Genomic DNA, 14,838 nt, shown 5'->3' with positions numbered 1-14,838 from the left:
ACGGTCGAGAAGCCTAGGTGTAAGAGGTCATGACGTTGTTGACTCGGGCCGGGGCCAACGAGGCCGGAGGAGCGTCTCCGCAGGAGGTATGAGACCGATGGTAGTTGTAGTGGTTCACCCACACCGCCAGGGCCTCACGCCGAGCTTGCTCTGAGGTGTAGGGGCGGGCGTAGAGGACCTCATCGACCATCAGCCGGTTGTACCGCTCGACCTTCCCGTTATGGCGCGGGGTGTAGGGTCGGATCCGGTGATGCCGGCCCCCGAGCGAGACCACCTTCGCGGTGAAGTCCGCAGCCCGATAGTTGTTCCCGTTGTCCGTGATCACCCGGTCCACGGTGATGCCGTGGGCGGCGAAGAACGCCCGCGCCCGGCAGTAGAAGCTCACGGTCGTGGCCGCCCGCTCGTCCTCCAACGCCTCGGTGTAGGCCAGGCGGGTGTACCCGTCGATCGCCGAGTGCAGGTAGGTGTAGCCGACCCGCCGGCCAGGCCCGCGCTTGGAAGCACGGCCTGCTTCACTTTCACGTCCGTGGGTGCGCCAGCCGCCCCCGTCTGGGATCTTCCCGATCTTCTTCACATCCAGGTGCACCATGTGCCCCGGCCCTCTCGCGGTGATCTTCTGGGGTCGTTGGCGCAGGTCCTCACCTGTGGGCGCGAGGTCTGGCAACCGGGAGATGCCCAGCCGGTGCAGCCACCTGCCCACCGTTCGGAGGCACACCCGGTGGCCCTCGGAGACGAGGTGGTGATGGATCCGGCGGGCCGACCACTTGCACTCCCGGCGCAGGGTGAGGATCTGGGTGACCAGGGCCGGGTCGAGCTGGGCAGGTGAACGGCGCGGACGGCTGGGCCGGTCGAGCAGCCCGGCCTCGCCCTCGGCGCGGTAGCGGGCCACCCAGGTGGCCACCGTGGGCCGGCTCACCCGGAACTCGGCGGCCACGTGCGCCTGTGGGATCCCGTCGTGCAGGTGGCGGTGGACCATCCTGAGACGGCCGGTGGGGGTCAGGGGTGCGTTAGCGTGAGTCATGAGTGGGTCTTTTCGGGCAGGTGGGTTGTTGAGGAACTTCCATCCTGCGGGAGAGGCCCACTCGTCTCATCTCAGCCGGCGCCTCGTGGCAAGAACCTCATGACCCACAACACCTAGGTGTTGTGGGTCATGAGGTTCTTGACACGAGGCACGGGCTGAGATGAGACGAGCGGGCTCCGCCCCGCAGGATGGGAATTGCGACATCCACTCATCCGCGGAAGGAAGCCCGCTCGTGACTCACGCTAACGCACCTCTGACCCCCACCGGCCGGCTGCGCATGGTCCACCGCCACCTGAACGACGGGATCCCGCAGTCCCACGTGGCCGCGGAGTTCCGCGTCAGTCGGCCCACGGTGGCCACCTGGGTCGCCCGCTACCGTGCCGAAGGCGAGGCAGGACTGCAAGACCGCTCGAGCCGGCCCCATCGCTCACCTGCCCGGCTCGACCCCGCGATCGTGGCCGAGCTGGAGGCCCTGCGCCGGGCCGAGAAGTGGTCCGCCCGGCGCATCCATCACCATCTGGTCGGCGAGGGCCACCAGGTGTGTCTTCGCACCGTGGGGCGATGGCTGCACCGGGCCGGGATCTCCCGCCTACGGGACCTGACCCCAGCCGGAGAAGACCTCCGCCGGCAGCCGGCCCGGAGGATCACCGCGAGGGGGCCAGGGCACATGGTGCACCTGGACGTGAAGAAGATCGGACGCATCCCTGAAGGGGGAGGCTGGCGCGCCCACGGAAGAGACAGTGAGGCAGGGCGTGCTTCCAAGCGGGGGTCTGGCCAGCGGGTCGGCTACACCTACCTGCACTCGGCGATCGACGGGTTCACCCGCCTGGCGTACACGGAGGCGCTGGAGGATGAGCGGGCGGTGACCACGATCGGGTTCTACTGCCGGGCCCGCGCGTTCTTCGCCGCTCACGGCATCACCGTGGACCGGGTGGTCACGGACAACGGGAACAACTACCGGGCCGTGGACTTCACCCGGAAGGTGGTCTCTCTCGGGGGCCGGCATCACCGGATCCGCCCCTACACCCCGCGCCATAACGGGAAGGTCGAGCGGTACAACCGGCTGATGGTCGACGAGGTCCTCTACGCCCGCCCGTACTCCTCAGAGCGGGCTCGGCGTGAGGCCCTGCAGGTGTGGGTGAATCACTACAACTACCATCGGCCGCATACCTCCTGCGGAGAGGCTCCTCCGGCCTCGTTGGCCCCGGTGCGTGTCAACAACGTCATGCCCTCCTACACCTAGGCCGCCCGTCCGCACATCACCAGGACCCCCGCCGTCAGGATGGGCCACCGCCGCCGCGGGTGTCGCAGAACTGCACACCCCGCCCCTACGGCACCGGTCATAGCCTGACTCTGCCACATGTGATCTAGGTCATATTCAGGCGACAGGAATCGACCCTAGTGAATGGAGAACGATTATGCGCGCAGCGCTCGCAATGAAGGTCGGGGGCAAGTTCGAGATCCATGATGTGGTGATCGACGACCCGGTGGGGCGGGAGGTCTTGGTGGACGTGAAGGCCTCCGGCCTGTGCCACTCGGACCTGCACCTCATCGACCACGACTTCGGCCTGCCCCTGCCCGCCGCCGGAGGGCATGAGATCTCCGGTGTCGTCGCCGCGGTCGGCCCCAGCGTGACAAGCCTGAAGCCGGGCGACCGCGTCGTCGCCTGTCTGATCGCCTACTGCGGGGCCTGCGCGCGGTGTCTCGCGGGCCAGACCACCCTGTGCCTGAATCAGGAGGCTGTGGTGCGGGGGCCGGAGGAGAAGCCACGCCTCACACTTCAGGACGGCACGCCCGTCGCCCAGTCCGTCAACGTGGGCGGATTCGCCGAGCAGGTACTCGTCCATGAGAACCAGCTAGCCGTTGTCAACGAGGACATCCCCTTCCCGCAGGCCGCGCTCATCGGTTGCTCGGTCGTCACCGGTGCTGGCGCGGCCATCAACACGGCCCACGTACGGCCCGGTGACACGGTGGCCGTCGTGGGCGTCGGTGGCATCGGCCTCAATGCCGTGAGCGGTGCCCGTCTATGCGGCGCCAAGCGCGTGATCGCGATCGACCTGGACGACTCCAAGCTTGAGGCGGCCCGCCGGTTCGGCGCCACCGACGTGGTCAACTCGGGCTCCGGGGACGCCGTCGAGGCGGTCCTCGGGATCACGGGCACCGGAGTGGACCACGCGTTCGAGGCCATCGGGTTGCCAGTGACCCAGCAACTCGCCCAGGACGTTCTCGGACCTGGCGGAACCGCGTACCTGATCGGCATTGCCCCGCCCGGGACCACGGCCCAGTTCGGCGCCTCGCTCGATTCGCTGTTCGCACAGCGACGCCTGCAGGCGGTGGCCATGGGCTCCTCCAACATCCAGCGCGACATCCCGCTGTACGCCGACCTGTACGTCCAGGGACGTATGGATCTGGACCACATGGTCTCCCAGGAGATCTCCCTCGATGAGATCAATACCGGGTACGAGCGGCTCCTCAACGGCGAGGTGATCCGTTCCGTCATCACCTCGTTCTGATGCCCCACTCCCCATCTCACGACTCCTAGGACGCACCATGACTGAGACATCGAACTCCCCTATGACCGCGCGAGTACGCGCCTTCCTGGACCGCCCCCACCGCCTCCTGATCGGCGGTGAATGGGTCGACGCGGCGTCCGGGAAGACCTTCGAGACCCGGGATCCTGCCACCGGCGAGGTGCTCGCCACGGTGGCGCACGCCGAGCAGGCCGACATCGACGCCGCCGTCGCCGCGGCCCGTGCCGCCTTCGACGAGGGCTCATGGGTGCGGATGCGGCCGAATGTACGCGAGGACCTGCTGTGGCGGATCTCCAACCTGATCACCGAACGCCTCGAGGACTTCGCGCTCCTGGAGTCCCTCGACCAGGGCAAAGGCGTGGGCATCGCCAGCGCCTTTGACGTCCGCGCCGCTGCGGACTGCTTCCGTTACTACGCGGGCTGGCCCTCGAAGCTGCAGGGGGCCGTCAATGCTCCATCCATGCTGCTGGCCCCGCCCGAGGCCGAGTTTCACTCCTACACACGGCGCGAGCCCGTGGGCGTGTGCGGTCAGATCATCCCATGGAACTTCCCGCTGTTGATGGCGGCCTGGAAGATCGCCCCCGCACTGGCCACGGGCAACACCGTGGTCCTCAAGCCCGCGGAGCAGACGCCGCTGACAGCACTGATGCTGGGCGAACTGTTGACGGAGGCAGGCGTGCCGGCTGGCGTCGTCAACATCGTCACCGGCCACGGCGACGCCGGTGCTGCGCTCACCGCCCACCCTGACGTGGACAAGGTCGCGTTCACCGGCTCCACCGAGGTGGGCAAGAAGATCGTGGGGGCGGCGGCCGAAAACTTGAAGAAGGTGTCGCTCGAGCTGGGAGGCAAGTCCCCCAACATCGTGTTCGCGGATGCCAACATCGACGCCGCCGTGGACGGGGCGCTCATGGGATTCACCCTGAACTCGGGTCAGGCCTGCGAGTCCGGCACGCGCGTGTTCGTGCACGCCGACGTCTACGACCGGTTCAACGAGGCCCTCGCCGCGAAGATGCGCCAGATGAGCATCGGTCCGGGCACCGAGGACGCCGCCATCACCCCGCTGGTCTCCCAGGAGCAGCTGGACCGGGTGATGGGCTTCGTTGAGGAGGGCAAGCGGGACGGTGCCGTCGCTCTGACGGGCGGGCAGCGGCACGGCGACGCCGGCTTCTACGTGGAGCCCACCCTCTTCACGGAGACCACCCCGGAGATGTCCATTGTCCGCGAGGAGATCTTCGGCCCGGTGGCCGTCTCCGTGAAGTTCACCGACGAGGACGAAGTGATCCGCGCCGCGAACGATTCGGTATACGGCCTCGCCGCCGCCCTGTGGACCCGGGACGTCTCCCGTGCCCACCGCGTGGCCGCACGGCTCAAGGCCGGCACGGTGTGGGTCAATACCTTCCATGCCCTGGACTCGCAGCTGCCGTTCGGTGGCTTTCGGCAGTCCGGCTGGGGCCGGGAGCTGGGCGCGGAGAGCTTGGAGCTGTACACCCAGGTGAAGTCCGTGACCATCGCACTCTGACAGACGAACGCCAGTCGGTCAGCCGCCGCGGGTGGGATCCTGCGGCGGCTGACCGACATCGGTGGTCATTCACAGGGGCGCCTGCCGCATCCGCCCGTCGCGGCAGGGCTGAGGGCAAGGCCCTGCATTTCAGCGACGCAATCCGGCGCTACGACGCCGGCTCCACGACGCTGACTTCAACCGCGCCTGGATCTTCCTGTGTCTGATCCGAAGATCGGGCCGGTCACGCTTTTCGCATTCGCCTCTCAGCCACCGGTACGGCCACCGCAAGCGGGAGCGCCGCAAGTCTCGGTCCCATCCGTGGCCTCGTGCCCACCGCACGGCTGATCCCCCGCCACCGGATGGGCGGCGAGGGATCAGCCACTGATCGAGGCGGTGCGCTCGGGGTCGGCTGGGCGCTCGCGGGGTGGCAGGTCCTGGCGGTGGTCTCGCTGGCCGCCGTCGTGCCGGCCGCGCGGTGGGTGGATGCGGGGCGCGACGACGTCGACTGAGGCCGAGACGCTGACGCGGACACCGAGGTCGCTTAGTGTGTGGCCATGGTCACTCGCCCCGTGCTCCAGCAGCCGGTGATCGACGCCGTCGACATCCGTTCCGTCGCGGAGTTCTACCGCGAGCTCCTCGGCCTCCACTACCGCGCGGGCGACGAGCTCGCGGACGGTCGCGAGCCGGACAGCGCGGACTGGCTCGTGCTGCTGGACGACGACGGCCGCCGCGTCCTGACATTCCAGCGCACCGACGAACTGAAGCCCAGCACGTGGCCGTCACCCGAGGTGCCGATGCAGCTGCACCTGGATTTCACCGTGCCGGACCGCGATTCCCTCGACGCGGCCCACGACCACGCCCTGCGCCTGGGCGGGCGCCTCGTCCAGGACCGCTCCGACGACGAGGACGAGCCCCTGTACGTGTTCGCGGACCCGGCCGGCCACCCCTTCTGCGTCTTCGTGGGGTGAGCGCGGCAGACCGCGGGGGTGGTTTCACGCACATGTCGAAGACAAAGAAGCCGGTTCAGTGCCGTCGGTAAGGTCGTCGGGTGATCCCGCAACCCACCGATCGACTCACGTTCCGGTGCATGACCGACGCTGACCTCGACGACATGTGCAGGCTCCGCGGAGACGCGGAGGTCATGCGCTACTACCCGCGGGCCAAGTCGCGCAACGAGGTGCAGCGGTGGATCAACTGGTCGAAGGACAACTACGCCAAGCATGGGTTCGGCCTGTGGGTCATCGAACACCGGACCACCGGCGACTTCATCGGTGACTGCGGCCTGACCTGGCAGAACGTCGACGGCCAGGAGGTCCTCGAGGTCGGCTACCACGTCCTGCCTGAACGCCAGGGACAGGGACTGGCAACCGAGGGGGCCTCTGCCTGCCTGCGACACGGGTTCGAGACCCTCGACGCAACGATGGTCACCGCGATCATCAACCCCGACAACATGGCTTCCCGTCGCGTGGCCGAACGAATTGGCATGACCGTGTGGAAGAGGACGCGCGATCCCAGTAGAGCGCCGATCGTGGTCTACAGCAGCCACGGCCAAGAGGCATGACGCACTGAACTGCCGCCATGGGTGCGTGCCCACTGAGGAGACACGCCCTGCGCCCAGCCGGCCAGGCGCTTCTGCGTCTTCGTGGGGTGAGCGCGGCAGACCGCGGCGGCTCAGCCCTCGAGCCGCTGGTCGAACTCCTCGTGGTCCAGCTGGCGGTGCATGCGGTCATCTTCAAGATACGGTGCCGTCCATGCATCTGGACCCGGCCGAGACGAACCGCCGCGCCTACGATGACGCCCGCGTCGTCGCGGGGATCGCCCCGGCGGGGACCGCGTCGAGTGGCGGCGGGGCACGGCGGAGCTGATCGAGCCGGCGTCGGTGGACCTGGCGGTGGACCGCGTCTGGAGCGGCTGGCACGGCCGCCCATTCGACGCGGCGGAGCACCCGCTGATGATCATCGGGGCCTGTCCACAGGGGGCCTGACCCGTCCACCCGTCATGGCAGGATGACGCATGTCACACGTGATGCGAGGGGGGAACCATGACGGACACGACCACGGCCCGCCCCATGCGGCCGGCCCACTTCGACGACGACCCGCCCGTCCGCGGGATCGGCCACCTCCGGCACCCGGTGGTGTGGGGCGGGCTGATCGGGGTGGTCGGCGGCGGCGCCTTCCTGTTCGGCGGGATCGCGGGGCTGCCGGCCGAGCACCAGGGCACGCTGCGCGGCAGCGCGATCGCGCTGATCGGCTTCACGTTGGTGGTCGTGCTGCTGCGCCGGCGGGTGCTGCCCGCCGTGCAGGCGCCCGCCCGCGGCGCGTCTACGGGATCGCCGTCGTCACGATGCTGGCGCTCCTCCCCGTGACACGCCTGGTGGCACTCGCGCTCGACGCACCGACGGCGCAGATCGCCCTGGTGGCCGCCGTGGTGGGCGGCCACTTCCTCCCGTTCGCCCGGGCATTCCAGGCCCCGGTGTTCTGGTGGATCGGCGGGGCGATGGCCGTGCTGGGGCTCGCCGGTGCCGTAGTCGCGGTTCTCGGCGATCCCGTGGCCGGGCCCGCGGGGGCGGCCGAAGCGGGAGCTGCGATGCTCGTGATCGTCGCGGCACAGGGTCTGCTGGCGTCCCCTCGGCAGGACTGAGGGCCGGACCATGACCATGCTTCAGGCCATCCGCCGCTACTACGCCGGCTACGCGCAGTTCAGCGGGCGCGCGTCCCGCGCCGACTTCTGGCTCGCGGCGCTCTACGTGTGGCTCCTGCAGGCCGTCGTTCACTTCGTGTCCACCGTCCTGGACGTGTTCCTCCTCGGCTCCCCGGACCTGTCCCTCCGCGACGCGGCCGTCCTCCTCGTGGGGATCACGCACGCACTCCCCTCGCTCGCCCTGCTCGCCCGGCGCCTCCACGACGCCGGCTTCAGCCGCGCGTGGCTGTTCCTCGGGCTGGTGCCGTTCGTCGGCCCGCTCACGCTGCTCGTGTTCGCGCTCCAGCCGTCCGCCCCGCGCCTCGGACACCCCGCCGATGCGTCGGACCCGGTGCCGGCGGGGGCCACGGCCGCGCGGCGCTGACCCCCGCTCCCCTGGCCCGACCTGATCAGTGATCGTGGTCGGTGTGCTCGTCGGACTCGTGGCCGTGATCGTGGTCGGCGTGCTCGTCGTGGCCGGACTCGGCATCAGCGCCCTCCTCGGGCTTCACGGACTCCGGCTGGCCGGTGACCACGGCCATCTCGACCGGGGCGAACTCCAGGTCCTTCTCCAGGACGGTCTCACCGGTCTCCAGGTCCACGGCCACGAGCCTCCGGTTCTCCGCGTCCGTCACGTAGGCGGTGTTCCCGGCGACCTTCAGGATCGGACCGGGCTCCTGCCACTCGTCCTTCTCCTTCCACGGCTCGATCACCGGGTACTCGGCGGTGACCTCACCGGTCTCCTCGTCGATCACGGTGACCTCGCCGTCGTAGGTCAGCACGACCGCGGAGCCGTCCTCAGCGCGGCCGAGCGAGCGGAACCAGTAGGACGAGCCGAGGTCCACGGTGGTGAGCTCATCGGTGCGGGTGTCGATGAGGGCGATCCCCGTGGGCCGCTCGACGGCTTCCTTCGGCTCCTCCTCGACCTTGTGATCACCCAGGACGATGGGTGAGTCATGCAACCCGAACAGGTTCCCGGAGCGCTGGTACTCGGTCTCGACCTCCACCTTGTGGAACTCGCCGTCCCGGTACACGACGGGCCCGTTCTCGCAGCCCATCACGACGACGTCGCCCGCCTCCGTCGGCTGGGCCGCGGCCTCGCCGTGGCTGCCGGGGCAGTCGTCGGTCTCGGCCGTGACCTCGCCGGTCTTCGGGTCGATCACCTGGAGCGTGTTCCGGGAGTCCTCGGTGCCCTGCGTGGTGAAGAGGGTGCCGTCGGAGAGCTCGAGCGCCACGCCGTGGTGCGGGTCCTCGGTCTCGGCCTCCGTCATGACGGGCATGAGGTCCGGGGTCGCCTTGTCCAGGTGGGTCGAGTCGAAGGTCCGGATCGCGCCCGTGCCGTCCGCGAAGAGGGTGGTCTTGCCGTTGTGGGTGACGACGTGGCCGGGATGCTCACCCGGGAACGTTACGCCGGTCATGCCGGGCGCGGACTCGTAGTTGTGGACGTGATCGCCGTGGGCCTTGGCCTGGATGCCGGTGGAGAACACCTCCCAGCCGTTCCCGGTGGTCACCAGGACGTCCTTGCCGTTGCCGGCGTTGCTCAGCCGCGTGAAGCCCGGGACGTCCTGCTCCCTCACCACCTCCCCGGACTCGGCGTCGAGCAGCGTGAGCCCGCCCTCGTGGGAGAGCAGGATGCGCGGGGTCACCGCGGAGACCTCGGTGGTCCGGGTCGGGTCGACGCGGTCCCCCTCGGAGACGGAGGAGGCCGCCCTCGCCTCACCCGACGGCGACTCGGCGCCGTCCGCGGCGGGGGCGGGGGCCGACGTCGGCCCGGACGGGGCGGCGTCCGCGCCGCACGCCGTGAGGGCGATGGCCGCGGCGGCGAGGGTGGCGGAGAGAGCGGCGGTGCGCGCGGAACGGCGCTGCGGGGCGGAGTGGGACACGGGGAGCCTTTCACGAGGGCGGAAAGATGCGACTGATTCACAATAAGGACTGTTGCGGATGGTTCGCAATACGGCGGGGGCGTCTGCCCGTCATCCCGGCGGCGCCGACGGCGCGCCCCCGTCGCGGGAACCGGCACGTGACGCCCTCGAGCGCGCGGCGACCCGCCTGTTCGAGGTGGGCGGGGCCTCCGCGACCCTGCGCACACGCGGGCTGGACCGGCATGGGCGCAATGCGCGGGTGCTGGTCAGCCACAACCCGCTGATCTACCGCGCCCGACTGCTCGGCGACCGGGCCGTCACGGACACGCCGGTCGGGCGGCTGAGGCGTCGGGCGGTGCGGCGCGCGGCGGAGCCCGTCAGGCCAGGCCGCGCGCCGCATGCCAGGCGGCGATCCGCTCGAGCGCCTCGTGGACGGCGTCCGGGCCGGCGGCGAAGGAGAGCCGGACGGACTCGGGCCCGTGGACGGCGTCGAAGTCGTCGCCGGGGGTCAGCGCGACGCCGGCCTCCTCCAGCAGGGCGGCGCAGTAGCCGACGGCGCTGCCGAACTCCGCCAGCATGCCCGGGGCGAGACGGGCCCAGAGGTAGAAGGCGCCGTCGGCGGGGGCGGCGTCGGCCCAGCCGAGCCGGGGCAGGGCGGCCAGCACGACGCCGCGCGTCGCCGTGAAGCCGCCGGCCTGCTCGGCACAGAACGCGTAGGACTCCTCGCTGAACGCGTGGACGGCCGCCTCCTGGGCCGCGGCGGGCGGGCAGAGGGCGACCGAGCCGGCGAGGCCGTCGACCGCGGCGGCGAGGTCGTCCGGCATGAGCATCCAGCCCAGCCGCCAGCCGGGCATGCCCCAGTACTTGGAGAACGAGCTGACCACGAGCGCGGTGCGGGAGGTGCGCCATGCGCAGGCGCCGAGCCCCTCCCCGTCCGTGTGCACGATGCCGTGGTAGATCTCGTCCGAGACGAGCCGCACACCGCGTTCCTCGCACCAGCGGGCGAGTTCGGCGAGCTCGGCGGCGCTGACCATCGTGCCCGTGGGATTGGCCGGGGAGGCGAGCACGAGCCCCGCGACCGGGCCCTCCGCGAGCGCCGCCTCCAGGTGGGCGACCGTGGGCTGGTAGCGGGTGCCGGCGTCGACGTCCACGTCCACCACCTCCACCCCGAGCGCCGTGAGGATGTTGCGGTACGCCGGATAGCCGGGGCGCGGCAGGAGCACGCGGTCCCCCGGGGGAACGCCGCGAGGAAGCCGAGCATGAACGCCCCCGAGGAGCCCGTGGTGATCGCGACCTGCTCGGGGCGCACGTCGAGCCCGTACCAGCGGCGGTAGTGGCCGGCGACGGCGGCCCGCAGCTCCGGCAGGCCCAGCGCCGGGGTGTAGGTGAGGGCACGGCCGGAGGCGTGGACGGCGGCGGCCGCGGCGTCGACGGCGGGCGGGGCGCCCCCGCCCGGCTCCCCCGCGCACAGGCTGACGACGTCGTGGCCGGCGGCGCGCAGTGCGGCGACCCGGCCAAGGATGCTCATCACCGTGAACGGCGGCACCTGCGACCGGGCGGACGGCACGAAGGTGGGGGTGGTGGTGCTGGAACGGGACGGGCGACGCATGGCCCGAGGCTACCCCCCGCTTTCGTTCGGGAAACGGCGCCCCGGGGACGACTTTCGTTGACGAAACGGGCGGGCGGGACGCCGTTTCATCAACGAAAACGTCGCGACACGCCGCCGTTTCGTGAACGAAAACGTCCGGCCCGCCTCGCGCGGCCCTCACTCCTCGGCGCCGAGCAGCTCCCGGATGTCCTCGGCGGTGAGGGAGTCGGTGAAGGCGCCGGCGCCGGAGTCGTCGGACTCGTCCATGAGCGCGCCGAACAGCTCGGCCTTGCGCCGCTGCAGCTCGAGCACCTTCTCCTCGATCGTCCCCTCGGACACGAGCCGGTAGACCATCACGGTCCGCTCCTGCCCGATCCGGTGCGCCCGGTCCACGGCCTGCGCCTCCGCGGCGGGGTTCCACCACGGATCCATGAGGAACACGTAGTCCGCCTCGGTCAGGGTCAGGCCGAAGCCACCCGCCTTCAGGGAGATCAGGAACACCGGCGCCTCGCCCTCACGGAAGCCACGGATCACCTCGGCGCGCCCGCGCGTGGAGCCGTCGAGGTACGCGTGCTCGATCTCCAGGTGGTCCAGCTCCTCGGCGATCACCCGCAGGAAGCTCGTGAACTGGCTGAACACGATCACGCGGTGCCCCTCGCCGATCACCTCGGTGAGGTCGTCGAGGAACCGCTCGAGCTTCGAGCTGGGCACGGAGGCGTACTGGTCGTCGACGATCTGCGGCGCCAGCGCGAGCATCCGCAGCAGCGTGAGCGACTTGAAGATGGTGAACCGGTTGCCGTCCATGTCCCCGAGCAGGCCCAACACCTTGCGGCGCTCGCGCTGGAGCACGCGGTCGTAGAGCTTGCGGTGGGCCGGCTCGAGCTCCACCTGGAGGATCTGCTCCTGCTTGGACGGCAGGTCCTTCGCCACGAGCTCCTTGGAGCGGCGCAGCATGAACGGGCGCACGCGGCGGCGCAGGGCCGCCATCCGCTCGGGGTCCCCCCGGTCTCGATGGGGGTCACGTAGGTCTCGCGGAACCGGCGGTGGCTCGGGAACAGGCCCGGCACGACGACGCCCAGCAGCGCCCACAGGTCGCTGAGGGAGTTCTCCATCGGCGTGCCGGTGATGGCCAGCCGGAAGGGGGCGCGCAGGTCGCGGGCCACCGTGTGCACCTTCGCGGCGCGGTTCTTCAGGAACTGTGCCTCGTCGAAGACCACCCCGCCCCAGTCGAGTCCGCCGTACTGGCCGGCGTCGATCCTCAGGAGCGTGTAGCTGGTGACCACCACGTCCGCCCCCGCCACCTCGTCCGCCACGGCGGTGCCGCGCTTGCGGGTGGTGGTGTCCAGGACGCGCACGTCGAGGTCCGGGGTGAACTTCTCGGCCTCGGCCGCCCACACGGACACCACGGAGCTCGGCGCGACCACGAGGAACGGCGGCCGCTCGGGCCGGGCCTGGCGCGCGTGGGCGAAGAGCGCGAGGGTCTGGACGGTCTTGCCCAGGCCCATGTCGTCGGCCAGGATCCCGCCGAGGTCCTGCTCCCACAGGAACGCGAGCCAGCGCAGGCCCTCCTCCTGGTAGGGGCGCAGGTCGGCCTTCAGGCCGGCGGGGCGCGGGGCCTCGGGGAGGCGCTCGACGGCGGCCAGACGCCCGACGGCGGCGGTCCACTCCGGGTCCTCGTCCACCTCGTCCGCGAGCTCCTTGAGGTCCTCCCAGAAGCCGACCTGGTGCCGTGAGACGGGGGTGTGCTCCGGGGTCCACTCCTGCAGGGTGGCGGCCTCGGAGAGCAGGGCGCGCAGCCGGTCGAAGGCGGGGTGGTCGAGGCCCAGGTAGGAGCCGTCCGAGAGGATCAGCGTGGTCCTGCCCTGCACGAGCGCGGTGAACAGCTCCACGAACGGCAGCACGTGCCCGTCCACGGAGACCTGCACACCGAGGTCGAACCAGTCGTTCTGCGTGGCCTTCGTGCCGACCTCGATGCGCGGGGCGGCCTTCAGCTCGCGGTAGTCGGGGCGGTCGCCGGTGACGTCCACGCGCACGTGGTCGGCGCGCTGCAGCAGCGGCAGCACCTGCTCGGAGAACCGGGCGGCGCCCACGCCCTCGAGGACCTGCTCCTCGGCGCGGCCGGCGCGCGGCCAGAGCTCGGCCACGGCGCGCAGCACCGCGTCCTCGTGCCGGGTGTCCCGCAGGGGGTCGCCGCCGGCGTCGAGGCCGAGTTCGCGGGGCGGGTCGAAGTAGAGCCAGGACCAGCGCAGCACGAGCTCGTGGTCGGGCCGGAAGTCGGCGCGCAGCCGCAGCACGGGCGGCTCGAACTCGGGCAGCTCCACGGAGGCGTCGCCGCTGGTCACGGGCAGGGCGCCACGCAGCCGCGGGTAGATCCGGCCGAGGAACTCCTCGCGGTCCGCGGCGGGCACGCGCACGGGCCCGCCGGCGAGCACGAGCTGCTGCACGGCCTCGGGGACGGGGCGTTCGGCGGGGATCAGGTGGAGCACGGCCTCCTCGTCCGTGAGCTCCACGCGGTAGAAGCCGATGCCGCCCACGGCGTGCACACCGCTCAGCCCGGGGACGGGCGGGGCCGGGTCGAGGGCCGGGGCCACGTCCAGGCCGCCGTCGGGGGCGCCGGTGACGTCCAGCCCGACGGCGGCGGGCGCCTCCAGCACCACGTCCGTCAGCAGCCCCAGCGGCACGAGCTCCACCCCGACCTCGCGGGCCTCCGCGAGCAGCTGCCAGATCCGCGGGGAGTCGAAGACGTGCAGACCGAACCAGGCGTCGCCCGGGTAGGAGTCCTCGGCCTGGACCTGACGCCAGATCAGGCGCATCGCCCGCTCCTGGGCGGGGGCGAACTCGGCGCGCGGGAACTGGAACGCCTTCCACGTCAGCCCGCCCTTGATCCACGTCCCCTTGGCCCCGCGCTTGAGCGGGCGCACGGTCACGTACAGCGGGCGGCCCTCGCGCACCTGCTCCTCCCCGGCCGTCGCCGGGCCCCACTGCTGGAACGCGTTGCGGGAGGACTCGGCCACGAGCTCCACGCCGATCGCCAGCGCGGGCGGCGTGCCCAGCCGGCGCGGACCGTCGAGCCCGGCCAGCGGCTCCATGACCCGTCGCCAGTCCAGGCCGGCAGCGGGTGGGGGCGCCGCCCCGTCCGCGGCCGGGGCGTCGAGGCCGGCCGGGCCGCCGCCGTCGTGGCCCCGGCCGGCGGGCGCGGGCAGCGCGTCCGCCGTGGTGACCATCTCGGCGAGCTTGCGGCGGGCGTCGTCGAGGGCCTGGTCGGCGTCGAGGCGGACCACCTGGTAGAGCGCGGCGGCCACGTGCTTGCAGTCCGTCCCGACCGGGCACGTGCAGCGCCCGCCCACCGGCTCCATAAGGGCGCCGGCGCCGTCCTCGGCGGCGTCGTCGTAGGCCTCCTGCAGCTGCACCTGCACCCGGTAGGGGCTGGGCGCGGTGCCCTGGACGGAGGCGCTCAGACGGCCGGTGGCGGCGTCATAGCGCAGGCGCCCCACGGCACCCGACGCGGCCACGGCGAAGCCGCGGTCCGCACTGGTGGGCCCGACGACGGCGCGGATGGCCTCGGTGCGCAGGTGCGGCAGGACGTCTCCGGAATCTGCAGTGGCCATAGCGAGCAGTCTTTCACGGACCGTGCCGGGCCCGCTCCGACCGACGCA

Annotated in this window: 12 protein-coding genes and 3 pseudogenes; 10 read left to right on the top strand and 5 right to left on the bottom strand. The window is 71.3% G+C overall.

What is annotated here, in order from left to right:
- Positions 1–13: 13 nt before the first annotated feature.
- Complete coding sequence (locus POD19_RS04290; RefSeq protein WP_340309342.1) at positions 14–1,021, bottom strand: IS481 family transposase; 1,008 nt, start codon at positions 1,019–1,021, stop codon at positions 14–16.
- 232 nt (positions 1,022–1,253) lie between these two features.
- Here POD19_RS04290 and POD19_RS04285 point away from each other — a divergent pair, with 232 nt between their 5' ends.
- From POD19_RS04285 to POD19_RS04245, 9 genes are all read left to right on the top strand, one after another.
- Entirely contained in the window at positions 1,254–2,264 is a 1,011-nt protein-coding gene (locus POD19_RS04285) for an IS481 family transposase (protein WP_144786657.1), read from the top strand.
- A gap of 175 nt (positions 2,265–2,439) precedes the next feature.
- The gene (locus tag POD19_RS04280) at positions 2,440–3,534 is read left to right on the top strand and encodes a zinc-binding dehydrogenase (RefSeq protein ID WP_020626558.1); all 1,095 of its coding nucleotides are present in this window, start codon (positions 2,440–2,442) and stop codon (positions 3,532–3,534) included.
- A gap of 37 nt (positions 3,535–3,571) precedes the next feature.
- A complete protein-coding gene (locus POD19_RS04275; RefSeq protein ID WP_036314923.1) occupies positions 3,572–5,071 on the top strand; it encodes an aldehyde dehydrogenase family protein in 1,500 nt (499 codons plus the stop codon).
- A gap of 308 nt (positions 5,072–5,379) precedes the next feature.
- Entirely contained in the window at positions 5,380–5,562 is a 183-nt protein-coding gene (locus tag POD19_RS04270) for a hypothetical protein (protein WP_020626556.1), read from the top strand.
- Positions 5,563–5,607: 45 nt separating this feature from the next.
- Positions 5,608–6,021 (top strand): VOC family protein, encoded by a 414-nt coding sequence (locus POD19_RS04265; protein WP_036314920.1) that lies wholly within the window; start codon positions 5,608–5,610, stop codon positions 6,019–6,021.
- A gap of 80 nt (positions 6,022–6,101) precedes the next feature.
- The gene (locus POD19_RS04260; protein WP_020626554.1) at positions 6,102–6,614 is read left to right on the top strand and encodes a GNAT family N-acetyltransferase; all 513 of its coding nucleotides are present in this window, start codon (positions 6,102–6,104) and stop codon (positions 6,612–6,614) included.
- A 480-nt stretch (positions 6,615–7,094) separates the two neighbouring features.
- On the top strand, positions 7,095–7,418 hold the full coding sequence (locus POD19_RS04255) for a hypothetical protein (protein ID WP_020626551.1): 324 nt from the start codon (positions 7,095–7,097) through the stop codon (positions 7,416–7,418).
- Positions 7,415–7,693: a DUF7010 family protein gene (locus tag POD19_RS04250; RefSeq protein ID WP_223247480.1), complete on the top strand. Its 279-nt coding sequence runs from the start codon at positions 7,415–7,417 to the stop codon at positions 7,691–7,693. The genes POD19_RS04255 and POD19_RS04250 overlap by 4 nt, the downstream gene beginning before the upstream one ends.
- A 10-nt stretch (positions 7,694–7,703) precedes the next feature.
- A complete protein-coding gene (locus tag POD19_RS04245; RefSeq protein WP_020626549.1) occupies positions 7,704–8,117 on the top strand; it encodes a DUF805 domain-containing protein in 414 nt (137 codons plus the stop codon).
- Between the two features lie 25 nt (positions 8,118–8,142).
- Here the strand turns inward: POD19_RS04245 and POD19_RS04240 are convergent, their stop codons facing one another.
- Positions 8,143–9,615, bottom strand: a complete 1,473-nt coding sequence (locus POD19_RS04240; RefSeq protein WP_144819165.1) for an outer membrane protein assembly factor BamB family protein — start codon at positions 9,613–9,615, stop codon at positions 8,143–8,145.
- A gap of 142 nt (positions 9,616–9,757) precedes the next feature.
- Between POD19_RS04240 and POD19_RS04235 the strand changes: the two are divergent.
- A pseudogene (locus POD19_RS04235) lies at positions 9,758–9,931 on the top strand (acyl-CoA dehydrogenase family protein); the annotation flags it as partial.
- Between the two features lie 40 nt (positions 9,932–9,971).
- On the opposite strand, the pseudogene POD19_RS04230 reads toward POD19_RS04235, so the two are convergent.
- The 3 genes and pseudogenes from POD19_RS04230 to POD19_RS04220 form a co-directional block, all read right to left on the bottom strand.
- A pseudogene (locus POD19_RS04230) lies at positions 9,972–11,203 on the bottom strand (aminotransferase class I/II-fold pyridoxal phosphate-dependent enzyme).
- A gap of 156 nt (positions 11,204–11,359) precedes the next feature.
- Positions 11,360–11,938: a DEAD/DEAH box helicase gene (locus tag POD19_RS04225; RefSeq protein ID WP_340309500.1), complete on the bottom strand. Its 579-nt coding sequence runs from the start codon at positions 11,936–11,938 to the stop codon at positions 11,360–11,362.
- Positions 11,939–11,995: 57 nt separating this feature from the next.
- Positions 11,996–14,790: pseudogene (locus tag POD19_RS04220) on the bottom strand (DEAD/DEAH box helicase); the annotation flags it as partial.
- Positions 14,791–14,838: the final 48 nt, after the last annotated feature.

It is taken from the genome of Micrococcus sp. GPGPB33 (assembly GCF_037853785.1).
Classification (GTDB): domain Bacteria; phylum Actinomycetota; class Actinomycetes; order Actinomycetales; family Micrococcaceae; genus Micrococcus; species Micrococcus luteus.
The sequence above is the reverse complement of the archived record's forward strand: the minus strand, read 5'-3'. Positions and strand labels throughout refer to the sequence as shown.